The organism is Micromonospora sp. B006, from assembly GCF_003408515.1.
Lineage (GTDB): Bacteria > Actinomycetota > Actinomycetes > Mycobacteriales > Micromonosporaceae > Micromonospora > Micromonospora echinospora_A.
The window spans coordinates 2,239,476-2,264,322 of sequence record NZ_CP030865.1; the positions used below are offsets into that span (position 1 = coordinate 2,239,476).

Sequence of the window (24,847 nt, forward strand, 5' to 3'; positions counted from 1 at the left end):
GTCAATTTGGCTGGATTCGTTTGACATCATCCAGCTCGGAGAGAAGACTCGCCGAAACTTTCTTTTGTCCGGGAAGTGGCAAGGGGGGCCTGTGTCCAGGAACAAGCTCGGCGCGTTCGGCGCCGCACTCATCCTCACCATCGGCGTCCTGTCCGGATGCACCGGCGGCGAGGCGGTCGACGTCGGCGGCGGGGGGAACGCCGGTGGCGCCGGCGGAGTCCTCAACGCGGCGATCGGCGGCGAACCCGACCAGCTCGACCCGCACAAGACGTCTGCCTACTACAGCTTCCAGGTGCTGGAGAACGTCTACGACACGCTCGTCGAGCCGGACGCCGACCTGAAGATGGGGCCCTCGCTGGCGACGAAGTGGACCACCAGTGACGACCAGCTGACCTGGACGTTCACCCTGCGCGAGGGCGTGAAGTTCTCCGACGGGTCGCCGCTGACCTCCGAGGACGTCGTCTACTCCTTCGAGCGGATCATCAAGGAGAAGCTGAACAACGCGTACAAGTTCGCCACCGTCAAGTCCGTCACCGGGCCCGACCCGGCGACGGTGGTGGTGACGCTGAGCGCGCCCACGCCGAACCTGCTGGCGAACCTCGGCGGGTTCAAGGGCGTGGCGATCGTCGAGAAGTCCAACGTGGAGTCCGGCAAGGTGAAGACCGCGCCGGTGGGCAGCGGCCCGTTCACCGTGGCCGGCTACACCTCCGGCGACAGCATCAAGCTGGTGCGCAACGACGCCTACTGGGGTGAGAAGCCGAAGCTCGACGGCGTCACGTTCACCTTCGTCAAGGACCCGACTGTCGCGCTGCAGAACCTGCGCAGCGGCCAGGTGCAGTGGACCGACAACCTGCCGCCGCAGCAGGTCAAGTCGCTGCAGGACGGCGACGACCCGGTGGTGAAGTCGGCGGCCTCCACCGACTACTGGTACGTGGCGCTCAACGAGGCCCGCAAGCCGTTCGACAACCCCGAGGTGCGGCGCGCGATCGGGTACGCGCTGGACCGGGAGGCGATCACCAAGGCGGCGAAGTTCGGCCTGGCCACCGTCAACCAGACCGCCATCCCCAAGGACAGCGCCTTCTACTACGACTACGCGCCCTACAGCCACGACCCGGGCAAGGCCAAGCAGATGCTCGGCCAGGCCGGCGTGAGCAACCTGACCATGGATCTGATGGTCACCAGCGAGTACCCGGAGACGGTGAGCGCCGCACAGGTCATCGCCGCCCAGCTCAAGGACGTCGGCATCACCGTGAAGATCCGTACGCTGGACTTCGCCCAGTGGCTCGACGAGCAGGCCAAGGGCAACTTCGACGGGTTCATGCTGGGCTGGCTCGGCAACATCGACCCGGACGAGTTCTACTACGCCCAGCACCACAGCGGCGGCACGTTCAACTTCCACAAGTACAAGAACCCGGCGGTGGACAAGCTGCTGGACGACGCGCGCACCCAGACCGACCAGGGCGCCCGCAAGCAGGCGTACGAGCAGGCCGCGAAGCAGATCGTTGACGACGCCAGCTACCTCTACCTCTACAACCCGGACGTGGTGCAGGGCTGGTCGAAGAAGGTCTCCGGATACGAGGTGCGCACCGACCGGGCGATCCGGTTCCGGTCGGTCGCCCTGGCCAAGTGATGACCCGCTTCGTCCTGCGGCGGGCACTCCAGTCGGCGATCGTGCTCGTCGGCGTGACCCTTGTGGTGTTCCTGCTGCTGCAACTCGTGCCCGGCGATCCGGTCCGGGTGGCGCTCGGCACGCGGTTCGACCAGCAGACGTACGACGCGTTGCGGGAACGCGCCGGCCTCGACCAGCCGCTACCTGTGCAGTACGCCAGCTACCTCGGGCACGCGCTCACCGGTGACCTGGGGGTCAGCTTCCGCACCGGCCAGCCGGTGAGCCAGATCGTGCTGGAACGGCTGCCCGCCACGCTGTCGCTCGCCGTCACCGCGGTGCTGTTCGCGCTGCTGGTGGCGTTCCCGCTGGGCATCGTCGCGGCGGTACGCAGCGGCTCCGCCGTGGACCACGCCGCCCGCGTGTTCAGCCAGTTCGGCGTCTCGGTGCCGGATTTCTGGATGGGCATCATGGGCATCCTGCTGTTCGCCGGGGTGCTGGGCTGGCTGCCACCGTCGGGCTACGTGGCGCTGACCGAGGACCCCGGCCGGTGGGCCACCCACGTGGCGCTGCCGGCGGTCACCGTCGGCCTGGTCACCGCCTCCATCCTCACCCGGTTCATCCGCTCTTCCGTGCTGGAGGTGCTCTCCGCCGACTACGTACGCACCGCGGAGGCGAAAGGGCTGCGCAACCGGGTCGTGATCGTGCGGCACGTGCTGCGCAACGCGCTGATCCCGGTGGTGACGGTGGTCGCCGTGCAACTGGCGTCCCTGCTCGGCGGCGTCATCGTCATCGAGGTGCTGTTCGCGTGGCCCGGCATCGGCCGGCTCACGTTCGACGCCGTGCAGGCCCGCGACTATCCCGTCCTTCAGGGCGCGGTGCTGCTCGTCGCCGCCCTGTTCCTGCTGGTCAACCTGCTGGTGGACATCCTCTACGCCCGCCTCGACCCGAGGATCACGGTCAAGTGAGCGCCACGACCGAGAGCACCGGACGCCGCGTCCTGGACGCGCTGCGCCGCGACCCGCTCGCCGTCGGCGGCACGATCGTGCTCGTGCTGCTGGTCGTGGTGGGCGTGGCCGGCCCGTGGCTGGCCCCGGCCGGCGTCAACGACGTCGACGTGGACCAGATGCTGCGCCCGCCCAGCGGAGCGCACCCGTTCGGCACCGACGAGCTGGGCCGCGACGTGCTCAGCCGGGTGCTCGTCGCCGCCCGCGTGTCACTGCAGGTCGGCGCGGTCAGCGTCGGCATCGCGCTGGTCGCCGGGGTGACGCTCGGACTGTTCGCCGGCTACTACCGGGGCTGGCTGGACAGCGTGCTCATGCGCTGCATGGACGTGCTGTTCGCGTTCCCGGTGCTGCTGCTGGCGGTGGCCATCGTGGCGGTGCTCGGCCCCGGCCTGCTCACCGCCATGGTCGCCATCGGCGTGGTCTACACGCCCATCTTCGCCCGCATCACCCGCGCCGGCGTGCTGTCCGTACGCGAGCAGGTGTTCGTCCGGGCCGCCGTCTCCATCGGCGCGTCCGACGTGCGCATCATGCGCCGGCACGTGCTGCCGAACATCGCCGCGCCGCTGATCGTGCAGACGTCGCTGTCGCTGGCGTTCGCGATCCTCTCCGAGGCCGCGTTGTCCTTCCTCGGCCTGGGCATCCAGCCGCCCGCGCCGGCCTGGGGCCGAATGCTGTTCGACGGGCGCGGCTTCGTCACCGACGCCTGGTGGCTGGGTGTGTTCCCGGGCGCGGCGATCTTCCTCACCGTGCTGGCGTTCAACCTGGTCGGCGACGCGTTGCGGGACGTGCTCGACCCGCGCCAGCTCACCCTCGCCGAGGCCCGCCGGAGCACCCCATGAGCGAGCGCACCGAACGCATGCCGAGCCAGCGCCGGCCCCCCGCGGCCGACTCGACGGTGCTGTCCGTGGACGACCTCACCGTCACAATCGGCACCCGCCGTGGTCCGGCCCGCGCCGTGGCCGGGGTGTCCTGGCAGGTGCGGCAGGGGGAGACGTTCGCCCTGGTCGGCGAGTCCGGCAGCGGCAAGAGCATGACCCTGCTCGCGGCCACCGGACTGGCCCCGCGCGCCGCGACCGTCACCGGCCGGGTGCGGCTGCTCGACCACGAGCTGACCGCGCTGCCCGACGACCGCCGCCGCAAGCTTCGCGGCCGGCACGTCGGGTTCGTCTTCCAGGACCCGATGACCTCGCTCAACCCGGTGCTTCCCGTGGGCCGGCAGGTCACCGAGGCGGCCGAGGAACACCTCGGGCTGACCCGACGCGCCGCCCGCGACCGGGCGGTGGAACTGCTGGAGCTGGTCGGCATCCCGTCGGCCGCGCAGCGCGTCGACGCGTACCCGCACCAGTTCTCCGGCGGCATGCGCCAGCGCGTCGCCATCGCCATGGCGCTGTCGTGCGAGCCGGACCTGCTGATCGCCGACGAGCCGACCACCGCGCTGGACGTCACCACCCAGGCGCAGATCATCGAGCTGGTCGCCGACCTGCAGACGCGTCTGGGCACCGCCGTCGTCTGGGTCACCCACGACCTGGGCGTGGTCGCCGGCATCGCCGACACGGTCGCGGTCATGTACGGGGGGCGGATCGTCGAGCAGGGCCCGGTGGACGCGGTGTTCGACACGCCCACGCACCCGTACACCCGGGCGCTGCTGGCGGCCCGGCCCGATCCGTCCCGGCGCGGCGAGGACCTGGTCGCCATCCCCGGCGCGCCGCCGAGCCCGCTGGACCTGCCGTCCGGGTGCGCGTTCTGGCCGCGCTGCCCGGTACGCGCCGACCCCCGCTGCGAGCACGAACTGCCGCCGCTGACGCCGGTCGGCGACGGGCACACGGTCCGTACCTTCTACCGTGGAGAGACCGGATGAGCGACGACACCCCGGACGTGGTCGCCGAGCTGGACGACCTCGCGGTGTACTTCCCGACCCCGGCCGGAACGGTCCGCGCCGTCGACGGCGTCTCCCTGGCCGTACGCCGGGGCGAGACGCTCGGGCTGGTCGGCGAGTCGGGCAGCGGCAAGTCCACCGCCGGGCTGGCGCTGCTGCGGCTGGTCGACCCGAGCGCCGGGCGGGTCCGGGTGGCTGGCGCGGACGTCACCCGCTGGTCCCGCCGCCGCCTGCGCGCGACGCGCCGCCACGTGGCGATGGTCTTCCAGGACCCGCAGGCGTCGCTGGACCCGCGCCGCACGGTCGGCGACAGCATCGCCGAACCCCTTGTCGTGCATCGCCTCGCCACGTCCGGAACCGCCCGCCGCAAGCGGGTGGCCGAACTGCTGGACCTGGTCGGCCTGCGCGCCGACACCGCCGGCCGGCATCCGCACGAGCTGTCCGGCGGCCAGCGCCAGCGAGTCGGCGTGGCCCGGGCGCTGGCCGGCGAACCGGACCTGATCGTGCTGGACGAGCCGATCGCCTCGCTCGACCTGAGCGTCCAGGCGCAGATCATGAACCTGCTGCGGCGCCTGCAACGCGACCTCGGGCTGACCTACCTGTTCATCGCGCACGACCTGGCCGCCGTCGAGCACATGAGCGACCGGATCGCGGTGATGTACCTGGGCCGCATCGTCGAGACCGGCCCACCCGAGCGGATCTACCGGCGCCCGGCGCACCCGTACACGGCCGCGCTGTTGTCGGCGGTGCCGGTCGCCGATCCGCGCGTCGAGCGGGAGCGCCGCCGGATCGTGCTCACCGGCGACATCCCCAGCCCGGTGGACCCGCCGAGCGGCTGCCGCTTCCGTACCCGATGCCCCCAGGCCCGCCCCGCGTGCGCCGAGACCGACCCGGCGCTGGCCGAGGTGGGTCCGGGCCACGAGGCCGCGTGCCTGTTCCCGCTCGACGGCGAGCGCGACGGCGACGATGTGGAGGGCGGCGCGACGGACCGCGCCGACGTCGCCGGCACCGCGTAGGCTCACCGCCGATGACGTTCACCACCCGGCCGACGCTGCGCGGCACGTTCGGCATGGTCTCCTCCACGCACTGGCTGGCCAGCCAGTCCGCGATGGGCGTGCTGGAGCGGGGCGGCAACGCGTTCGACGCCGCCGTCGCCGCCGGGTTCGTGCTGCACGTCGTGGAGCCGCACCTCAACGGCCCGGCCGGCGAGGTGCCGGCGATCCTCGCCACCGCGAACGACCCGACGCCGCGGGTGCTCTGCGGGCAGGGCCCGGCCCCGGCCGCCGCCACCGTCGCGCACTTCCGGTCGCTGGGCCTGGACCTCGTGCCCGGCGCCGGTCCGCTCGCCGCCGTGGTGCCCGGCGCTGTCGACGCGTGGCTGCTGCTGTTGCGCGACCACGGCACCCGCACGCTCGCCGAGGTGCTGGAACCGGCGATCGGCTACGCCGCCGCCGGTCACCCGCTGGTCGGCGCGGCCGGGCAGACAGTGGCGCGGGTCCGGTCGCTGTTCACCGACCACTGGCCGACGTCCGCGCGGATCTGGCTGCGTGACGGCCGTCCGCCCGCGCCGGGGGAGATGGTCACCAACCCGGCGTACGCGGACACGCTGCGCCGCCTCGTCGACGCGGGACGGGCCGCCGGTACGGGCCGGGAGGCGCAGATCGAGGCGGCCCGGCTCGCCTGGCGGGAGGGTTTCGTCGCCGAGGCGATCGACGCGTTCAGCCGGCTGCCGTTCCGCGACTCCAGCGGGCGCGCCCACGCCGGCCTGGTCACCGGCGACGACCTGGCCGGGTTCTCGGCCACCTGGGAGACGCCGGTCACGCTGGACTGGCACGGGCACACGATCGCCAAGACCGGCTTCTGGGGCCAGGGCCCGGTGCTGCTGCAGACCCTGGCCGTCCTGGACGCGCTCGAGGATCCGCGGGTCTACGACCCGTCCGGCCTGGACGGCATCCACGCGCAGGCCGAGGCGCTGAAGCTCGCGTTCGCCGACCGGGAGGCGTGGTACGGCGACACCGACGTGCCGAGTTCCGCGCTGCTGTCGGCCGAGTACGCCCGTTCCCGGGCCGCGCTGATCGGCGACCGCGCCGACCCGACGCTGCGTCCCGGCAGCCCGGCGGGTGAGCCGCCCCGGCTCCCGTCGCACCTGCACAGCCACGCCGCCGGCCGGGCCGTCCCGCAGGACCCGAGCACCGGCGAACCCACGGTACGCGCCGACGGCGTGACCCGCGGCGACACGTGCCACGTCGACGTGGTGGACCGGTGGGGCAACATCATCTCCGCCACGCCCAGCGGCGGCTGGCTGCAGAGCTCACCCGCCATCCCGGAACTGGGCTTCCCGCTGGGCAGCCGGTTGCAGATGTGCTGGCTGGAGGAAGGGCTCGCCTCGACGCTGCGGCCGGACCGGCGCCCGCGTACCACGCTGAGCCCGACGCTGGTGCTGCGTGACGGGGAACCGGTGATGGCGTGCGGCACGCCCGGAGGCGACCAGCAGGACCAGTGGCAGCTGCTGTTCCTGCTGCGGCACCTGGCCGGCGGGCAGGACCTGCAGGAGGCGATCGACGCCCCCACCTGGCACACGACGAGCTTCCCGGCGTCGTTCTACCCGCGCGAGGTCGAGCCCGGCGTGGTGGTGCTGGAGGACCGGATCGACCCGGACGTGCTGTCCGGCCTGCGCGCCCGCGGCCACACAGTCCGCCTGTCCGACCCGTGGAGCCTCGGCCGCATGTGCGCGGTGACCCGTGACCCGCGCACCGGAGTCCTGTCGGCGGCGGCGAACCCCCGAGGCGCCCAGGGCTACGCCACAGGCCGCTGACCCCTTTCCCGCTGATCTTGCACTTGCGGCCCGGGTACAGCGGTCATAACGGGCGCTCCCGGGGCAGCAAGTGCAAGATCGACGAGGCGAGGGTCAGTCGTTGATCCGGGTTATGTTGCGGATCTTGTTGGCGGCGTCGAGGGCTGCGACCTTGTACGCCTCGGCCAGGGTCGGGTAGTTGAAGACGGCGTCGAGCAGGTAGTCGACGGTGCCGCCGCAGCCCATCACCGCCTGCCCGATGTGGACGATCTCGGTGGCGCCGGTGCCGAACACGTGCACCCCGAGCAGCCGACCGTCCTCGGGTGAGACGAGCAGTTTCAGCATCCCGTACGAGTCGCCGACGATCTGGCCCCGGGCCAGCTCCCGGTAGCGGGCGATGCCCACCTCGAACGGGGTGGACGCCTCGGTCAGCTCCTCCTCGGACTTCCCGACGAAGCTGATCTCCGGAATCGTGTAGATGCCGATCGGTTGCAGGTCGGACATGCCGCGGGCCGGTTCGCCGCAGGCGTGCTGGGCGGCCAGCCGGCCCTGTTCCATCGAGGTGGACGCCAGCGCCGGGAAGCCGATCACGTCGCCGACCGCGTAGATGTTGTCGACAGCGGTGCGGTAGTTGGCGTCGACGGTGATCCGGCCGCGGTGGTCGGCGGTGAGCCCGGCCGCGTCCAGCGCGAGGTCGTCGGTCTGCCCCTGCCGCCCGGCCGAGTACATCACCGTGTCCGCGACGATCTTCTTGCCGCTGCGCAGCACGCAGAGCGCGGCGGTGCGGTGCTTCTCCACGGCGGCCACCTCCTCGCCGAAGCGGAAGGTCACCGACAGGTCCCGCAGGTGGTACTTCAGCGACTCGACGATCTCCTCGTCGCAGAAGTCGAGCATCCGGGGGCGGCGCTCGACCACTGTCACCTTGGTGCCGAGCGCGGCGAACAGGGAGGCGTACTCCATGCCGATCACCCCGGCGCCGACCACGACCATGCTGCGCGGGACGGCCTGCAGGTTGATGACGCCGTCGGAGTCGACGATGGTCCGGTCGTCGAAGTCGACGCTGTCCGGTCGGGCCGGGCGGGTGCCGGCGGCGATGACCGCCTTGTCGAAGCTGATCCGGGTCTCCCGGCCGGAGCCGGCGTCGACCCAGACGGAGTGGGCGTCGGCGAACCGGCCGGTGCCGGTGATCAGCGCGACCTTGTTGCGGGCCAGCTGGTCGCGGATGACGTCGGTCTGGCGGGTGATCACGTGCTGGGTGCGGGCGGCCAGGTCCGCGACGGTGATGTCCTCCTTGACCCGGTAGCTGCTGCCGTAGAGGTCACGCTGGCTGAGCCCGGTCAGGTAGAGGACGGCTTCACGCAGTGTCTTGGAGGGCACGGTGCCGGTGTTGATGCACACTCCGCCGAGCATGTCGCGGCGATCGACGATGGCGACGCGACGGCCCAGTTTGGCAGCGGCGATCGCCGCCTTCTGTCCACTCGGTCCGGAGCCCAGCACCAGCAGGTCGTAGTCATACACGAGCGCCAGCCTCGCAGGGTCTCGCAACCAGCGCCAGCGGCAGGGCTCCGCGCCGGGGGTGGAACGCGGAGCCCTGCCGGGTCAGCGGCCCTGCAGGGCCCGAACGTTGTCGCCGAACGTCCAGCCCTTCGACCCGTCCCAGTTGACCGACCAGGTCATCAGGCCCTTCAGGCGGCCCTGGTAGGTGTTCCACGCCTGCGCCACCAGCGCCGGGCTCATGTACCCGCCGCCGGCGCCGACCTGCGCGGGCAGCCCGGGGACCTGCCGGTCGAGCGGTACGCGGATGGTGGTGCCCTGGATGACCAGGCCGGCGTCGAGGCAGTTGGTCTGCGCGACGAAACCGGCGACGGTGCCGGCCGGGTACGAGTCACCGGCGCAGCCGTACATCGAGCCGTTGTAGTACTGCATGTTCAGCCACCAGAGCCGCCCGTTGTCGGCGTACTTCTTGATGATCGGCAGGTACGCGCCCCAGATCGAGCCGTAGGTGACGCTGCCGCCGGTGACGTACGCGGTCTCGGGCGCCATGGTGAGCCCGAAGCCGGCCGGCATCTGGGCCAGCACCCCGTCGATGATCCGGATCAGGTTGGCCTGGGAGGGGGAGAGCTGGTTGATGTTCCCGCTGCCGGTCAGGCCGGTCTCGATGTCGATGTCGATGCCGTCGAAGTTGTGCCGCTTGAGGATCGGCACGACGGTGGCGACGAAGCGGTCGGCGACCGCGCTGGAGCTGAGGTCGATGCCGGCGGTGGCGCCGCCGATGGACAGCAGCACTGTGAGCCCAGCGGCCTTGGCCTGGCACACCTGCGCCGGGGTGGGCACCTTGACGCCGGCGTCCATGCCGTCCTCCCAGAGCACCGTGCCGTCGGCGCGGATGACCGGGAACGCGGCGGTGACCACGTTGTAGCCGTGCCCGGTGATCCGGGAGTCGGTGATCGGGATCCAGCCGAGGCCGGGGTGCACGCCGTTGGCGGCGCCGTCCCAGTTCTCCCAGTAGCCCTGCAGCACCTTCCCGGCCGGCCGGGACCGCAGCGCGCAGGTATCCCCGCCCGGGGTGGTCGGGCTGGACGACACGGTCGGCGTGGGGGAGGGCGTCCGGGTGGGGGAGACGGACGGGGACGGGGACGGCGAGGGCGGGCGGGTGGTGGGGCTCGGCGACGGCGTGCCGCCGGTGCAGGCGCCGAGGTCGGTCCAGAGCGCCGGTACGGCGGCCGGGTTCCAGCCCGCGCCGGCCGGCGGGGTGTGTGTGACGAGCGCCTGGTAGAGCCGGCCGGCGTAGGTGGCGCGGCTGCCGGCCGTCCAGGTGACGCCCTCGGCCCAGGCCGGCGCGTCACACGCGACGAGCGCGCCGACGGCGCCGGTCGTGGCGGCGGTGGCGGGCAGGGCGGCGGCGGTGGCGGCGAGCAGTGCGACACCACCGAGCAGTGCGGTCATCCCACGTCCGAGTCGCATGACATACCTCCTCATCGATGCGCCGGAGATTATCAGTTAACTTTGTTAAGTGTAAATGCGCAGTACGCTGTCACCGCTTGGTTCACGGCGTGAACGCAGACGAACGCAGGTCGCCGTCGGCGGCCGGGAAGGGACGGCGGCGACGTGGACGCCAGACGCACCACGGTGCGCGACATGCGCCGGGCCAACCGGTCGGTCCTGCTGACCCGGATCTGGCTGGACGGCCCGCTCAGCCGCCACGAGCTGGGCCAGTCCACAGCGCTCAGCCTGGCCAGCGTCAGCAACCTGGTCGGCGAGATGATCGCCGAGGGCCTGGTCGAGGAGGCCGGCTCGGTCGAGTCCGACGGCGGCCGTCCCCGCGTGCTGCTGCGCGTCGCCCCCGGCTACGGCTACCTGGTCGGCGCCGACGTCGGTGAGACGCGCGTCCAGGTGGAGTTGTTCGACCTGAGCATGACCGCGCTGGCCAAGGCCGAGTACCCGATCGCCGCGGCCGGTCCCGACCCCGAGCGGGTCGCCGCGCACCTGCGGCACGGCCTCGCCGCCGTCACCGAGCAGGCGGGCGTCGACCCGGCGGCGGTGCTCGGCTTCGGCGTCGCCGTGGCCGGCACCGTCGAGCGCGCCGCCGACGCCGTGGTGCACGCCCAGACGCTCGGCTGGGACGGCGTCCCGCTCGGCGCGATGCTGCGCGCCGGCACCGGCGTACCGGTGCACGTGGACAACGGCGCGAAGACGCTCGGCCAGGCCGAGATGTGGTTCGGCGCCGGCCGGGGCGTCCGGCACGCGGTGGTCGCCCTGGTCGGCTCCGGCGTCGGCGCGAGCGTGGTCGCCGACGGCGTCGGCTACCGCGGCGCGCACAGCAGCGCCGGGGAGTGGGGCCACACCACCATCGTGTACGGGGGCCGCCGCTGCCGCTGCGGCAACCTCGGCTGCCTGGAGGCGTACGTCGGCGCGGAGGCGGTGCTGGACCGGTTCCGCCAGGCCAACCGGGGCCGCCCGGCGCCCGGCGCGGACGAGGAGACCGCATTCGGTGAGCTGCTGCGCTCCACCAGCGGCGCCGCCGCGAAGGTGATCGACGAGACGGTCGGCTACCTGGGCGCCGGGGTGGCCAACCTGGTGAACCTGTTCAACCCGGAGCGGGTGGTGCTCGGCGGCTGGGCCGGGCTGGCCCTGGGCGAGCGGCACCTGCCCGCGATCCGCGAGGCCACCGCGCGGCACGCGCTGCGCCAGCCGTACGCGCAGACCTCGATCGAGCTGTGCCGGCTCGGCCCGGACGCGGTCGCCATGGGCGCGGCCACCCTGCCGATGACCCGGCTGCTGCGCGACGGCGGTGTGCCCCGCGACCCGGCCGCCCGCCCGTCACCGGCGTGGCGGCCGGGCCGCCGTCACTGACCGGCCCGGCCCCCACGCCGCGCGGCGTCAGCGCTGCCCGCGCACCCGCCGCACGGTGTCCCGGTACCACAGCGCGCTGCGCTTGGGGACGCGGCGCTGCGTGTCGTAGTCGACCCGGACGATGCCGAACCGCTTGTCGTAGCCGTACGCCCACTCGAAGTTGTCCAGCAGCGACCAGGCGAAGTAGCCGCGCACGTCCGCCCCGGCCGCCCGGGCCCGGGCCACCGCCCGCAGGTGCTCGGTGAGGTAGCCGACCCGGTCGTCGTCGTTCACGAACCCGTCCGCGTCCGGCTTGTCGTCGAACGCGGCGCCGTTCTCGGTGATCACCATGGGCGTGCCCGGGTAGTCGCGGTGCAGCCGCACCAGCAGCTCGGTGAAGGACTCCGGCACGATCTCCCAGTCCATCGCGGTACGTGGCAGGTCGCGGCGCACCACCCGGCGTACCGGCTTGCCGTCGTCGTCGCGGTCGCGGCCCTGCTCGTCCACGCCGGAGTGCAGCTGCCCGAAGTAGAAGTTCACGCCCAGCACGTCGATCGGGGTGGCGATGACGTCCAGGTCGCCGTCGCGCACCGGGATCTCCACGCCCTCGGCGGCCAGGTCCGCGATCACGTCCTGCGGGTACTCCCCGCGCAGCACCGGGTCGAGGTAGAGCCGGTTGCCCAGCCCGTCGGCGGCCCGCGCCGCGTCCCGGTCGGCCGCGCTGTCGGTGGCCGGGTCGGCGGTGGACAGGTTCAGCGTGAGGCCCAGCTCGATCGGCGCCATGGCCGCCTCGCGCAGCCGCCGCGTGGCCAGCCCGTGCCCGAGCAGCAGGTGGTGGGCCGCGGCGATGCCGTCGCCGAGGTTCCGCCGGCCCGGGGCGTGGTCGCCGTAGGCGTACCCGAGCATCGCCGAGCACCACGGCTCGTTGAGCGTGGTCCAGGTGCGGACCCGGTCGCCGAGCGCGGCGAAGACCAGTTCGGCGTAGTCGGCGAACCGGTACGCGGTGTCCCGGTTCGGCCAGCCGCCCGCGTCCTCCAGCTCCTGCGGCAGGTCCCAGTGGTAGAGCGTCACCCACGGCTCGACGTCGCGGCCGAGCAGCTCGTCCACCAGCCGGTCGTAGAAGGCCAGCCCGGCCACGTTCGCCGGGCCGCGCCCGCCCGGCTGCACCCGCGGCCACGCCACCGAGAACCGGTACGTGTCCAGCCCCAGGTCCGCGATCAGCGCGACGTCCTGCGGCATCCGGTGGTAGTGGTCGCACGCCACGTCACCGTGGTCGCCGTTGGTGACCGCCCCGGGCACCCGGCAGAACGTGTCCCAGATGGACGGCGTGCGGCCGTCCTCGGCCACCGCGCCCTCGATCTGGTACGACGACGTCGCCACCCCCCACCGGAAGGTCGGCGGCAGCGTGTCGATCGGGTCCGGACCGGCGACTGACGACGGGCGGGTGAGGTCGGTGTCCATGCTTCTCCTCGCGGTTGGCGGTGGTGGTGTCGGGCGGGTCAGCGGGACAGCGGCGCGACGGCCGGGTGCAGATGGCACGCGACGGCCCGCGCCGGGTCGTCGACGTACGGCGCGCCGAGCGCCGGCACCTGCTCGTCGCACCCGTCGAACGCCTTCGGGCAGCGGGGATGGAACGCGCACCCGGACGGCATGGCGCGCAGGTCCGGCGGGGAGCCGGGGATGCCGGTCAGCTCGCGGCGCGGCCCGTGCAGCGCCGGGAACGAGTGCAGCAACCCCTCGGTGTACGGGTGCAGCGGCTCCCGGTACAGCCGGGCGGCGGGCGCCTCCTCGACGATCCGGCCGCCGTACATGATCGCGATGCGGTCGGAGAACTCGACGAGCAGCGACAGGTCGTGGGTGATGAACAGCACCGCGAAGCCGAGGCGTTCGCGCAGCTCGGCGAGCTGGCCGAGGATCTGCCGCTGCATCACCACGTCCAGCGCGGTGGTCGGCTCGTCCATGATGACCAGCTGCGGCTCCAGCGCCAGCGCCATCGCGATCATGACGCGTTGCCGCATGCCGCCGGAGAGCTGGTGCGGGTAGCTGTCCAGCCGGTCGGCGGAGATGCCGACCAGGCGCAGCAGGTCCTTCGCCCGGGCCAGCCGGCTCGCCGCCGTGCTCTTCGGCTCGTGCGCCCGGATCACGTCGAGCAGCTGGGTGGAGACCTTGTGCACCGGGTTGAGCGAGTTCATCGCGCCCTGGAACACGATCGACGTCTCCGCCCACCGGAACTCGCGCAGCTTCGCCGGGCTGAGCGTGAGCACGTCGACAGGCGGGCCGTCGGCCGGGTGGTAGATCACCTGGCCGCCGCTGACCACGCCGGGCGGGGGCAGCAGCCGGGTCAGCCCGTACGCGAGCGTGGACTTGCCGCTGCCGCTCTCCCCGGCCAGGCCGAGCACCTCGCCGCGGTGCAACGTCAGGTCGACGTCGCGGACCGCGCGCACGGCGTCCGCGCCGACGCCGTAGTCGACGCACAGCCCGCGGATCTCCAGCACCTGGTCGCTCATGAGGTCGCGTCCTCTCGGGTGGGGTCCGCCGGCCGCTGCATCGGGACCGGCGCCGGGTTCGGCGCGAGCACCGGGGTGAACCCGACGCGCATCGCGACGGTGCGCCCGTCGGCGGTCCGGATGCGGGTCCGGCCGCCGGTGCGCAGCCGGGGGCTGACGAACTCGTCGATGCCGAAGTTGATCAGCGCGAGCGCGGTGCCGAGCAGCGCGATGGCCAGCCCGGCCGGCACGAACCACCACCAGGCGCCCTGCGCGAGGGCCTGCTGTCCCTGTGCCCAGAACAGGATCGTGCCCCAGTTCCACGACGAGACCGACGAGACGCCGATGAACGCCAGGGTGATCTCCGACATGACCGCGAAGATGACGGTGCCGACGAAGCCGGAGGCGATGATCGCGGTCAGGTTGGGCAGGATCTCGAAGCCGATGATCCGCCAGGTCCGCTCGCCGGTGGCCCGGGCGGCCTCGACGTAGTCGCGGCGGCGCAACGACAGCGTCTGGGCGCGCAGCACCCGGGCGCCCCAGGCCCACGACGTGAGGCCGATGATGAGCGCCACGAGCGTGTCGCTGGCCTGGTCGACCAGGGACGTGACGATGATGATCAGCGGCAGCGCCGGGATCACCAGGAACACGTTCGACACCGCCGACAGACCCTCGTCGGCCGCGCCGCCCAGGTAGCCGGCGGTCACGCCGATCAGGATGGACAGGATCGTGGCGAGCACGCCGGCGGTCAGGCCCACCACCATCACGCTGCGCGCGCCGACCAGGATCTGGCTCAGGATGTCCTGCCCGAGGTGGGTGGTGCCGAACCAGTGCCGGGCCGAGGGCGCCTGGAGCACGTCCGCGCTGCGCGCGTCCGGGTCGTACGGCGCGATCCACGGTCCGATCACCGCCAGGAGCACGTACACCCCGAGGACGGCCAGGCCGGTCGCGGCCTTGCCGTTGGCGACGAAGCGGAACCGGCGGCGGCGGGCCCGGGCCGACGGCTGCGCCATCGCCCCCTGGCCGGGGATGACCTGCTCGATGCTGGACGGGGAGAGTGTCATCGTTCAGCTCTTTCGGGTCCGCGGGTCGAGGAGCAGGTACGCCACGTCGGCGAGCAGGTTCGCCACCAGCACCGAGATCGTGATGATCAGGAAGATGCCCTGCATCAGCGGGTAGTCCTTCGAGCCGACGGCCTGGAAGAGCTGGAACCCCAGACCCGGGTACGAGAAGACGATCTCCACGAGGAGCGTGCCACCGACGATGAAGCCGAGCGACAGCGCGAACCCGGAGACGTTCGGCAGCAGCGCGTTGCGCGCGGCGTAGCTGAGCGCCACCCGTCGCTCGGAGAGCCCCTTGGCATGGGCGACGGTGATGTAGTCCTCGCTGGCGACAGTCACCATCATGTTGCGCATGCTGAGGATCCAGCCGCTCATCGACGACACCAGGATGGTCGCCGCGGGCAGGATGCTGTGCTGCAGCGCGCTCGGGATGAAGTACGCGTCGAACGCCGGCACCAGGCCCGGCTCGTAGCCGCCGGAGGACGGGAAGAAGCTGCCCGGCCCGGCGAACAGCGCGATGGCGACCAGGCCCAGCCAGAAGTACGGGATCGAGGAGAGGAACGTGGTGGCCGGCAGCAGCCCGTCGATCCAGGAGCCGCGCCGCCAGCCCGCGCCGACGCCGAGCGCGGTGCCGAGCAGGAAGCTCACGATGGTGGTGACGCCGACCAGGCCGACCGTCCACGGCAGGCTGTTCCCGATCACCTCCGACACCGGGGCCGGGAAGAACGTGAACGACATCCCCAGGTCGCCGCGCAGCAGCTGCCCCCAGTAGGCGACGTACTGCTCCCACAGCGAGCGGTCGGAGTCCAGCCCGAACAGCACCCGCAGCGACGCGATCGCGTCGGCGCTGATCCGGCCCTGGTTGCGGGAGATCAGCGACTGCACCGGGTCGCCCGGCACCATCCGCGGGATGAAGAAGTTCAGCGTGATCGCCGCCCAGGCGGTGAACAGGTAGAAGGCCACCCGTTGCAGCAGGAACCTCACCGGGCCGCCTCCGTCCCGGCCTTTGCCGCGTTCTCCGGCTTCTGCGTCGCGACGGTCTCGGCGTCGAACAGCCAGCACGCGGCCCAGTGGCCGGGCGCGTCGTCGACCGGGATGGCCGGCGGCAGGTCGGTGGCGCAGCGCGGCATCGCCGCCGGGCAGCGCGGGTGGAACCGGCAGCCGGCCGGCGGGCGGATCAGGCTCGGCGGCTCGCCGTGGCCCCGCTCACCGGCCGCCGCGCCGTCGCCGCCCGCGCCGGTGATCCGCTCCGGGTCCGGCGCCGATTCGATCAGCAACCGGGTGTACGGGTGCGCCGGCCGCTGGGTGACCGTCTCGCTGTCGCCGCCCTCGACCATCCGCCCGGCGTACATGACGATCGTCTCGTCGGCGAAGTAGCGGGCCGAGGCGATGTCGTGGGTGATGTAGAGGATCGCCAGGTTGAGCCGGTCCTTGAGGTCCTGGAGCAGGTTGAGCACGCCCAGGCGGATCGAGACGTCCAGCATCGACACGGGCTCGTCGGCGAGCAGCACCTCCGGATCGGCGCCGAGCGCCCGCGCGATCGCGACGCGCTGGCGCTGCCCGCCGGACAGCTCGTGCGGGAACGCGTCGAGGTAGCGCTCCGGCGGGGTCAGGCTGACCCGGGTCAGCAGGTCGGCGAGTGCCTTGTCCAGCCCGTCCGGGCCGGTCCCGGCGTTGCCGTGGATGCGCAGCGACCGGGTCAGGTGGTAGCGGACCGTGTGCACCGGGTTCAGCGAGGCGAACGGGTCCTGCAGGATCAACTGCACCCGCCGCACGTACGCCCGGAACCGGCGCCCGCCGCGTACCCGGGTCGAGCGGCCGTGCAGCCGGATGTCGCCGCCGGTGCGCGGGTAGAGCTGGGCCAGCAGCCGGGCGACCGTGGACTTGCCGGAGCCGGACTCGCCGACCAGCGCGGTCACCCGGCCACGGCGCAACTCGATCGATACGTCGTCGACGGCGTGCACCACCGCCGGGGTCCGGGAGAGAAGGTCACGCAGCCGCCGGCGGACGGGGAAGTGCTTGGTCAGGCCGACGGCCTCCAGCACCACCTCCTCGGCCGGCGCTGGCGCGCTCTCGGTCAACGTCATGCCGAATTCCTGTCTGGGGTTGCCGGTAGCGAGGGGTGGGCGCCGCCGGCCCGGCCGGGTGACAGTGGCCGGGCCGGCGGCGCCGGGTCAGCCGTTGGCCGGCTTGAGGTGCAGCACCACGTCCACCGCGTTGGGCTGGGTGGGCTGGAGCGCGCCGTACGGGTTCGAGTCGTCCGGCCAGCCGACCCAGTTCTTCGTGCTGTACGCGCCGCCGATGTTGTCCGCGCCGACCGGGATCATCGGCATCTGCTCGACGAAGATCTTCTGCAGCGTGGCCAGGGCGGTGGCGCGGGTGGCGTCGTCGGTGGCGTTGGCGTACGACACCAGCGCGTCGGTGGCCTCCTTGCTGTCGAACCGGCCGAAGTTGCCCGCCGGGGAGGCGGTGCCGATCGGCTTGAGCACGCGGCCGTCCATGATGGTCCGGTAGATGTCGTACGGCGTGGCGCCGCTCTCGGTCCACCGGAACGTGGCCTCGAAGTTGCCCTGCTCGACGTTGCGGAACCAGGCGTCCTGGTTGGCCTTGTCGACGGTCGCCGCGATGCCGATCTTCGCCAGGTTGCCCTTCACGATCTCCAGGCTGGTCTGGTAGTCCGACCAGCCGGCCGGGTCGGTCAGCCGGATCGTGACGGCCTTCCCGCTCTTGTCCTTCAGCGTGTTGCCGTCCAGCTTGTAGCCGGCGCCGGTGAGCAGCGCCTTGGCGCCCTCGACGTCGACCTTGTGCTCCTGGCCCTTGTACTCGGGCGCGATGAACGAGTCACCGGCCGGGCTCGGCAGGCCGGTCACGCTCTTGACCTCGGGGTGGAAGTAGCCGGCCTCGGCGGTGGTGAAGATGTCCGCCCGGTCGATCACCATGTTCATGGCCTTGCGCAGCGTCGGGTCGTCGAACGGCTTCTTCGTGGTGTTCAGGTAGAGGCCGTGGATGCCGAGCACCGGGGGCGCCCACATCTTGTGGTTCTTCTGGTCCTTGGCCACGAACACGGTCTGGTAGTTCGGGATGAAGACGAAGCTCCACTCCGACTCGCCGTTGGCGAGCGCGGTGGTCTGCGCGCTGTTGTCGGTGTAGGAGGTGTACCGCAGCTCCTTCACCTTCGGCAGGTCCTGCCAGTAGCCGTTGTCGCGTACCGCGAGCGTCATGCTCGCCGGGGTGAACGACTTGAGCGTGTACGGGCCGCTGCCGACCGGCTGCTTCACCGGGTCGGTGGCCGGGTCGGCGATCTTCTCCCACAGGTGCTTGGGCACGATCGGCACCCGCCACAGCACCTTCTGCTGGTTGACGAACTGCGGGCTGGCCATCGAGATGGTGACCTCGTTGCCGCTGGCGACGGCGTCGGTGTACGGCACACCCTGGTCGTTGATGGCCGGGAACTTCTTCACCAGGTTGTAGGTGAACGCGACGTCCTCGGCGGTGACCTTCTGCCCGTCCGACCAGGTCGCGTTCTCGCGGATGGTCACCTTGACCGACTTGTAGTCCGACGACCACTCGGCCTTGGTGGCCAGCCACGGCTTGAACGGCTCGGCCGGCTTGACCGGGTTCCACATCATCAGCGGCTCGTAGATCTGCCACCGGTAGCCCAGCGAGGCGGCGGCCGAGGTGGTGAGGAACGGGTTGTTGTTCTCGGCCTGCGGGCCGTTGGGCATGCCGACGCTCAGCACCGTCGCGGCCTGGCCGCTCTTCTTGTTCGCGTTCGGGCTGTCGCCGCACGCGGCGGCGGTGGTGACCATCGCGCCGGCCAGCGCGAGGGCGAGGAGTTGCCGTCTTCTCATGGAGGTCTCCCTCGGTGGTCCCGCAATCCTCGGGCGGGATGTGGTGGATGGAGGGTGTGCGGTGGTGCCACCGGCGGGCGGGCCCGCCGGCATGGTCGCCGGGTACGGCGGGGTGGGGTCAGGTGACGCGGGCGCCCGTCGGCTCCCGCGCGCCTGTCGGGTCCTGTTCGGTCGGGTCGCTCGTGTGCTCGCCCGCGCCCGTCGAGTCGCGGGCGGTGAAGCCGGTGGGGATGACGGTCGGGGTGTCCGGCAGCGGGGTGCCGGCGAGGTGGGCGATGAGCAGCCGGGCTGCGGCCGTACCCATCTCCCGCAAGGGCTGGCGCACGGAGCTCAGCGGCGGGTGGGTGTGCCCGGCCAGCGGCAGGTCGTCGAAGCCGACCACCGCCACGTCCTGCGGGACGCGCCGCCCGGCGTCGCGCAGCGCCTGCAACGCCCCGGCGGCCGACAGGTCGTTGTGGGCGAAGACGGCGTCGAAGGGTACGCCGTCGGCGAGCAGCCGCCGCACCGCCGCGCGCCCGCACTCGAACGTGAAGTCGCCCTCCACCACGCGTTCCGGCTCGATCTCCAGGCCGGCCTCGGCGTAGGCGCCGGCGAACCCGGCGAGTCGTTCCCGGGTGCAGCCGAAGCGGCGCAGGCCGGTGACGACGAGCGGTCGCCGCCGGCCGAGCGCCAGCAGGTGCGTCGCGGCGGCCCGCGCCCGGGCCTCGTTCGTGGTGCGCACCGACGGGAAACCGGGCTGGTGGCCGCGGTCGTCGATGAGGATGACCGGCAGGCCGCGCCGGTGCAGCTCGGTGATGTAGTCGAGCGTCCCCTCTGGTTCGACCACGAGCAGGCCGTCGAAGGACTTGGCCGAGACCTGGGAGGAGAAGCGGCGCATCGACTCGTCGCCGTGGGTGCAGGTGAACAGCAGCATGCCGTAGCCGGCGGCCTCGACCACGTCGGCCGCGCCCTGGAGCACCTCGCCCATCCAGGGCCAGGTCAGCGCCGGGACCAGCATCCCGACCACCCGGGTACGCCCCCGGGCCAGCCCGACCGCGCGGGCGCTCGGCACGTACCCGAGGTCGCTGATCACCGCGCGGACCCGGTCGGCGGTGCGGACGTGCACCTCGCCCTTGCCGTTCAGCACGCGCGACACCGTCGTCTTGCTCACCCCGGCGCGGGCGGCGACGTCGGCGATCGTGATCGGCACGTGACGCTCCCAGGTCGAAGGGATGAGCGGAATGTTTCGGAACCGGTTGCGGAAGCGGTTCCGTGGCAGTCAACCCAAGTGGCGCCGGTCACGTCAATCACAGATGGGTAACGATGTATAGCTAAGTTCGAGTCGTGAAAAAAGCGCCCGGGCTGCGCCTGCGCCGATCACCGCGATGAGCAGGGTCGATGCCCTCCGGCCCGTCCGTCGTGAGTCCGAAGTGGAGGTTCAGGGGCGGGCGTACACGTCGCCGGAGTTGGCTTCGTCCGGCACCGTCCCCAGGTACGCGGCTACCTCGGCGGCCGGACGCCAGCCCGGCAGCGCGAACGTCGTCTCGTCACCGATCGCCACAGTGAAGCGGGTGAAGCCGAGCACGGTGAGCCGGTCCAGGCAGCGCGCCGCCGCCACCCGGGCGATGGTGGTGAACTCGAACGACAACGCCGGGACCGGCCGGCTCAGCCCGGCGAGCACGGCGTCCTCGAAGCCCTCCACGTCGATCTTCACGAACGCCGGCACGCCGTACGCGGCCATCAGCGCGTCGAGCGTGGTGCCGGGCACCTCGATCCGGGCGTCCCACGTCTGACCCTCCCAGCCGGGTGCGCCGTCGGCGGCGCGGACGAACCCGGGGGAGGCGGTGGAGACCGTCGGGTTGGCCGTGTTCACGTGCAGCCGCACCGGCCCGGCGGTACGCCCGCAGGCCGCCTCGACCACAGTCACCGCGTCGTCGCCCGCGTACATCTCGCGCAGCGCCCGCGCGCACAACGGCTGCGGCTCGACGGCCACCACTGTCGCGCCGAGACGGCGGAAGCTGCCCAGCCGGTCACCCACGTGCGCGCCGACGTCGAAGACCAGGTCACCGGCGCGGACCAGCGGGGCGTAGAACGCGTCGAGCGCGGCGTCGCGCGTCGGGTCGCCGTGGTAGAAGTCCAGCGACCGGCGCAGGCCGGACATCGCCGGGTCTGCCTTCAGCGTCTCGATCACCCCGTCGCGCACCCCCTCGACGCTAGCCAGTGAGGCCGCGCCGCGAGCCCTGTTCGCGTCCTTGAACCGGCCACCCCATCCTCCTAGGACGCTCAGAGATGGTGCGCTCCGCCGCACACGCTTCGCATCTCACGGCGAGCCGTCAACGACGACGGGACGAAGATTGGGAAGCGTCCGGCCCTCGACGATGTGCGCGGTGGCCCCGGGGGAGTCGGCGTGGCGCCGGGTAGGGGCCGCGGGCGGGTCCGGCGGATCTTGGTACGAAACGGCCCCCATAGGGGCCACTTCCTACCAAGATCTAGCGCGATCCCGGTGGCCGGAACGCGCATCCCGCTAATTAGGACTTGCGCTCGCTGCCCGGAGGGTGCCGACCTGGGTGGAACGTCATGGGTGTCAAACGCGGGCGTAGACACCCATGACGTTTCACTCGCCGGGGACGGCGCGGAGGCGACGGACGGGGAGGGGAGGGGAGGGGACGGACAGACGGGCAGGCGTCGACGAGGCTGGGAGCTGTCCCAGCGTCCGCCCAGGCTTATCCGGCGCAGCAGACTCGCCTGGCCTCGACCCGGCGTCTGCGGGGGTGGGCGGTGTTACGGGTTCTCGACGACCTCCTGGCCGAGCGGCCACAGCGCCGCCGGGACCAGCTTGAAGTTGGCCACCCCGAACGGGATGCCGATGATCGTCACGCAGAGCGCGACCCCGGCGAGGATGTGCGACAGGGCGAGCCACCAGCCGGCCAGCACGACCCAGAGCACGTTGGCCAGGCCGGAGGGAAGCCCGGCGCCCGGCTTGCGCACGATGGTGCGGCCGAACGGCCACAGTGAGTACGAGGCGAGCCGCAGCGAGGCGACGCCGAAGGGGATGGTGACGACCAGGACGAAGCAGATGAGGGCGGCAACGCCGTAGCCGAGGGCCAGGACGAAGCCGCCACCGAAGACGAGCCACAGCAGGTTCAGCAGAAAGCGGATCACCACTCCATGGTCGCTCGCGTCCGCAAGCGGTCGTCGAGGGCATACCGGCGCGAGCGCCGGGTAGAGGAGGGCGTGATCGAGCCCGAGCCGTCGTGCCTGTGACCCCTGTCGCTCCGGCGGCGCGCCGGGAGTTCCGGGAGGAGTACGAGCGGCTGCGCCGGTACTTCATCGTGGCGCTGCTGCACCGCGACTTCCTGGCCGGCCGCGCGCCGGACATCGCCCGGGTCCGGGCGCGGGAGGCCGCCGAGCAGGCCGGCCGGGCCCGGGCCGCTGGCCTCGGCTTCTCCGGCACGATCGTGGCGTTACAGCTGTTGATCGTGGTGGGGGAGCTGTTGCAGGCGTCCGGGATGACGAAGGTCGAGGCGGACCGGATGCCGGGTGTGTGCGAGCATCAAGCGGATTCCCATCCTGGCCCAAACGACCGTTAAGCTTCGGCTGTGGGAATCGACGATCTGTACCCCGCCGGGCGGCTGTCCGACGCCCAGCGCGCCACCGCCGCGGCGGGCCTGGACGCGCTGCTGCTCACCCCGGGTTCGGACCTGCGCTACCTGACCGGCTACGACGCCCGCGAGGGGGAGCGGCTGACCTGCCTGGTGCTGCCCGCCGAGGGCGAGCCGACGCTGATCGTGCCGGTGCTGGAGCGGCCCGACGCCGAGGCCGCGCCGGGCGCTGGGTACCGGATCGTCGACCATGCCGACGGCGCCGACCCGTGGCCGCTGGTACGTGCCGCGCTGCCCGGCCCGGTCCGCGCGGTGGGGCTGGCCGACCGGATGTGGGCGCAGCAGGTCCTTGCGCTGCGCGACGTGCTGCCGGGCGCCGCCCAGCGGCTCGCCTCCGACGTGCTGCGCGAGATGCGGATCCGCAAGTCGCCGGCCGAGGTGGCGGCGCTGGCCGAGGCGGGCGCCGCGATCGACGCCGTGCACCTGCGGATGGGCGAGTGGCTGCGTCCCGGCCGCACCGAGCGGGAGGTCGCCGCCGACCTCGCCGCCGCGATCCGGGCCGCCGGGCACACCACCGTCGACTTCGTCATCGTGGCCGCCGGCCCGAACGGCGCGAGCCCGCACCACGGCGTCTCGGACCGCCCGATCGGCGTCGGCGAGCCGGTGGTGGTCGACATCGGCGGCACGATGCCGTCGGGCTACCGCTCCGACTGCACCCGCACGTACGTGGCCGGTGGCCCGGCGCCCGCCGAGTTCACCGACTACTACGCGGTGCTGTGGGAGGCGCAGCGCGCCGCGGTGGCCGCCGTCGCGCCGGGCGTGACCGCCGAGGCCCTCGACGCGGTCGCCCGCGACGTCATCAACGCCGCCGGTTTCGGCGACGCCTTCCTGCACCGCACCGGGCACGGCATCGGCCTCGACGGCCACGAGGAGCCGTACGTGGTGACGGGCAACGCCCGGCCGCTCGAGGCCGGCATGGCTTTCTCGGTCGAACCCGGGATCTACCTCGCCGGGCGGCACGGCGCCCGGATCGAGGACATCGTCGTCTGCACAACGGACGGCGGGCAACGGCTCAACACCACCCCCACGGAGCTCATCGCGCTATGAACGTCGACCGGATCCTGCCCACCGACGAGGCCCGCGACCTGCTGGACCTCGCCACCGAACTCGCCGACCGGGAGCTGGCCCCGGCCGCCGCCGGTTTCGAGGCCCGCGCCGAGTTCCCCCGGGAGGTCCTGCGCACGCTGGGCCGGTCCGGCCTGCTCGGCCTGCCGTACGCCGAGGAGCACGGCGGCGCCGCCCAGCCGTACGAGGTGTACCTGCAGGTGCTGGAGATCCTCGCCAGCCGGTGGCTCGCCGTGGCCGAGGCGGTCAGCGTGCACACGCTGTCCTGCTATCCGGTGGCCCGGTTCGGCACCGACGAGCAGCGCAAACTGCTGCCGGACATGATCGGCGGGGAGCTGCTCGGGGCGTACTGTCTCTCCGAGCCGCAGGGTGGTTCGGACGCGGCGGCCCTGACCACGCGCGCGGTGCGCGATGGCGACGACTACGTGGTCACCGGGACCAAGGCGTGGATCACGCACGCCCAGGTCGCCGACTTCTACAACATCTTCTGCCGCACCGGCGGTCCCGGCCCGAAGGGCATCTCCTGCCTGCTGGCCGACCGGGCCACGCCGGGCATCCACCCGCAGGCCGCCGAGCGCACCATGGGCCTGCACTCCTCGCCGATCGCGCAGATCGCGTTCGACGACGCCCGGGTGCCGGCGGAACGGCTGATCGGCGGCGAGGGCGCGGGCTTCACCATCGCCATGTCGGCGCTGGACTCCGGCCGTCTGGGCATCGCCGCGTGCGCGGTGGGCCTGGCCCAGGGCGCGCTGGACTACGCGGTCGGCTACGCCCGGGAGCGCCGCCAGTTCGGCCGCGCGATCATCGACTTCCAGGGGCTCGGGTTCAACCTGGCCGACGCCGCCACCCAGATCTCCGCCGCGCGGGCGCTCACGCTCGCCGCCGCGCGGCTGCGTGACGCCGGACGCCCGTACTCGATCGAGGCGGCGAAGGCGAAGCTGTTCGCCACCGACGTGGCGATGCGGGTGACCACCGACGCGGTGCAGGTGCTCGGCGGCGCCGGTTACGTCGCCGACCATCCGGTGGAGCGGTACATGCGCGAGGCGAAGGTGCTGCAGATCGTGGAGGGCACCAACCAGATCCAGCGGCTGGTCATCTCGCGCGCGCTGGCCAAGGGCTAGCCTGTCG

At 72.4% G+C, this 24,847-nt stretch carries 21 protein-coding genes; 10 read left to right on the forward strand and 11 right to left on the reverse strand.

Features of this window, described 5'->3' with window-relative positions; all coding sequences use genetic code 11:
- Positions 1-91: 91 nt before the first annotated feature.
- Genes MicB006_RS10695 through MicB006_RS10720 form a run of 6 tightly spaced genes read left to right on the forward strand, consistent with a single transcriptional unit; the run spans position 92 to position 7,304 of the window.
- The gene (locus MicB006_RS10695) at positions 92-1,630 is read left to right on the forward strand and encodes an ABC transporter substrate-binding protein (protein WP_116505645.1); all 1,539 of its coding nucleotides are present in this window, start codon (positions 92-94) and stop codon (positions 1,628-1,630) included.
- On the forward strand, positions 1,630-2,574 hold the full coding sequence (locus tag MicB006_RS10700) for an ABC transporter permease (protein WP_116505647.1): 945 nt from the start codon (positions 1,630-1,632) through the stop codon (positions 2,572-2,574). The genes MicB006_RS10695 and MicB006_RS10700 overlap by 1 nt, the downstream gene beginning before the upstream one ends.
- Positions 2,571-3,452 carry an ABC transporter permease gene (locus MicB006_RS10705; RefSeq protein ID WP_116505649.1) on the forward strand — a complete coding sequence of 294 codons (882 nt, stop codon included), beginning with the start codon at positions 2,571-2,573 and terminating at the stop codon, positions 3,450-3,452. Before MicB006_RS10700 ends, MicB006_RS10705 begins: the two co-directional genes overlap by 4 nt.
- A complete protein-coding gene (locus MicB006_RS10710; RefSeq protein ID WP_116505651.1) occupies positions 3,449-4,471 on the forward strand; it encodes an ABC transporter ATP-binding protein in 1,023 nt (340 codons plus the stop codon). Before MicB006_RS10705 ends, MicB006_RS10710 begins: the two co-directional genes overlap by 4 nt.
- Positions 4,468-5,505 carry an ABC transporter ATP-binding protein gene (locus tag MicB006_RS10715; protein ID WP_116505653.1) on the forward strand — a complete coding sequence of 346 codons (1,038 nt, stop codon included), beginning with the start codon at positions 4,468-4,470 and terminating at the stop codon, positions 5,503-5,505. The genes MicB006_RS10710 and MicB006_RS10715 overlap by 4 nt, the downstream gene beginning before the upstream one ends.
- 11 nt (positions 5,506-5,516) lie before the next feature.
- Positions 5,517-7,304: a gamma-glutamyltransferase family protein gene (locus MicB006_RS10720; protein ID WP_116505654.1), complete on the forward strand. Its 1,788-nt coding sequence runs from the start codon at positions 5,517-5,519 to the stop codon at positions 7,302-7,304.
- Positions 7,305-7,397: 93 nt separating this feature from the next.
- On the opposite strand, the gene sthA is transcribed toward MicB006_RS10720, so the two are convergent.
- Together sthA and MicB006_RS10730 are read right to left on the reverse strand one after the other, a co-directional pair.
- Positions 7,398-8,801: a Si-specific NAD(P)(+) transhydrogenase gene (sthA, locus tag MicB006_RS10725; protein ID WP_073829551.1), complete on the reverse strand. Its 1,404-nt coding sequence runs from the start codon at positions 8,799-8,801 to the stop codon at positions 7,398-7,400.
- Between the two features lie 81 nt (positions 8,802-8,882).
- Complete coding sequence (locus MicB006_RS10730) at positions 8,883-10,247, reverse strand: glycosyl hydrolase family 18 protein (protein WP_116505656.1); 1,365 nt, start codon at positions 10,245-10,247, stop codon at positions 8,883-8,885.
- 144 nt (positions 10,248-10,391) lie between these two features.
- Between MicB006_RS10730 and MicB006_RS10735 the strand changes: the two genes are divergently transcribed.
- Positions 10,392-11,636 (forward strand): ROK family transcriptional regulator, encoded by a 1,245-nt coding sequence (locus MicB006_RS10735; protein WP_116505657.1) that lies wholly within the window; start codon positions 10,392-10,394, stop codon positions 11,634-11,636.
- A 27-nt stretch (positions 11,637-11,663) separates the two neighbouring features.
- Here MicB006_RS10735 and MicB006_RS10740 read toward each other — a convergent pair whose 3' ends face one another.
- From MicB006_RS10740 to MicB006_RS10780, 9 genes are all read right to left on the reverse strand, one after another.
- The gene (locus MicB006_RS10740) at positions 11,664-13,076 is read right to left on the reverse strand and encodes a GH1 family beta-glucosidase (RefSeq protein WP_116505659.1); all 1,413 of its coding nucleotides are present in this window, start codon (positions 13,074-13,076) and stop codon (positions 11,664-11,666) included.
- A 38-nt stretch (positions 13,077-13,114) separates the two neighbouring features.
- Complete coding sequence (locus tag MicB006_RS10745) at positions 13,115-14,122, reverse strand: ABC transporter ATP-binding protein (RefSeq protein WP_116505661.1); 1,008 nt, start codon at positions 14,120-14,122, stop codon at positions 13,115-13,117.
- Entirely contained in the window at positions 14,119-15,165 is a 1,047-nt protein-coding gene (locus MicB006_RS10750; RefSeq protein WP_192900225.1) for an ABC transporter permease, read from the reverse strand. Before MicB006_RS10750 ends, MicB006_RS10745 begins: the two co-directional genes overlap by 4 nt.
- Positions 15,166-15,168: 3 nt before the next feature.
- Positions 15,169-16,146 (reverse strand): ABC transporter permease, encoded by a 978-nt coding sequence (locus MicB006_RS10755; protein ID WP_116505663.1) that lies wholly within the window; start codon positions 16,144-16,146, stop codon positions 15,169-15,171.
- Complete coding sequence (locus tag MicB006_RS10760) at positions 16,143-17,249, reverse strand: ABC transporter ATP-binding protein (RefSeq protein WP_116505665.1); 1,107 nt, start codon at positions 17,247-17,249, stop codon at positions 16,143-16,145. The genes MicB006_RS10755 and MicB006_RS10760 overlap by 4 nt, the downstream gene beginning before the upstream one ends.
- 87 nt (positions 17,250-17,336) lie before the next feature.
- The gene (locus MicB006_RS10765; protein WP_116505667.1) at positions 17,337-19,013 is read right to left on the reverse strand and encodes an ABC transporter substrate-binding protein; all 1,677 of its coding nucleotides are present in this window, start codon (positions 19,011-19,013) and stop codon (positions 17,337-17,339) included.
- Between the two features lie 118 nt (positions 19,014-19,131).
- The gene (locus tag MicB006_RS10770) at positions 19,132-20,202 is read right to left on the reverse strand and encodes a LacI family DNA-binding transcriptional regulator (protein ID WP_116505669.1); all 1,071 of its coding nucleotides are present in this window, start codon (positions 20,200-20,202) and stop codon (positions 19,132-19,134) included.
- Positions 20,203-20,430: 228 nt separating this feature from the next.
- Positions 20,431-21,153: an FkbM family methyltransferase gene (locus MicB006_RS10775; RefSeq protein ID WP_192900282.1), complete on the reverse strand. Its 723-nt coding sequence runs from the start codon at positions 21,151-21,153 to the stop codon at positions 20,431-20,433.
- Positions 21,154-21,773: 620 nt separating this feature from the next.
- Entirely contained in the window at positions 21,774-22,154 is a 381-nt protein-coding gene (locus MicB006_RS10780) for a YccF domain-containing protein (protein ID WP_073829995.1), read from the reverse strand.
- Between the two features lie 92 nt (positions 22,155-22,246).
- Between MicB006_RS10780 and MicB006_RS10785 the strand changes: the two genes are divergently transcribed.
- From MicB006_RS10785 to MicB006_RS10795, 3 genes are read left to right on the forward strand one after another with little or no spacing between them, the layout of a single operon-like run.
- On the forward strand, positions 22,247-22,582 hold the full coding sequence (locus MicB006_RS10785) for a hypothetical protein (protein WP_225980695.1): 336 nt from the start codon (positions 22,247-22,249) through the stop codon (positions 22,580-22,582).
- A 9-nt stretch (positions 22,583-22,591) separates the two neighbouring features.
- Positions 22,592-23,701, forward strand: coding sequence for a Xaa-Pro peptidase family protein (locus tag MicB006_RS10790; RefSeq protein ID WP_116505671.1), 1,110 nt, complete (start codon positions 22,592-22,594; stop codon positions 23,699-23,701).
- Complete coding sequence (locus MicB006_RS10795; protein WP_116505673.1) at positions 23,698-24,840, forward strand: acyl-CoA dehydrogenase family protein; 1,143 nt, start codon at positions 23,698-23,700, stop codon at positions 24,838-24,840. Before MicB006_RS10790 ends, MicB006_RS10795 begins: the two co-directional genes overlap by 4 nt.
- Positions 24,841-24,847: the final 7 nt, after the last annotated feature.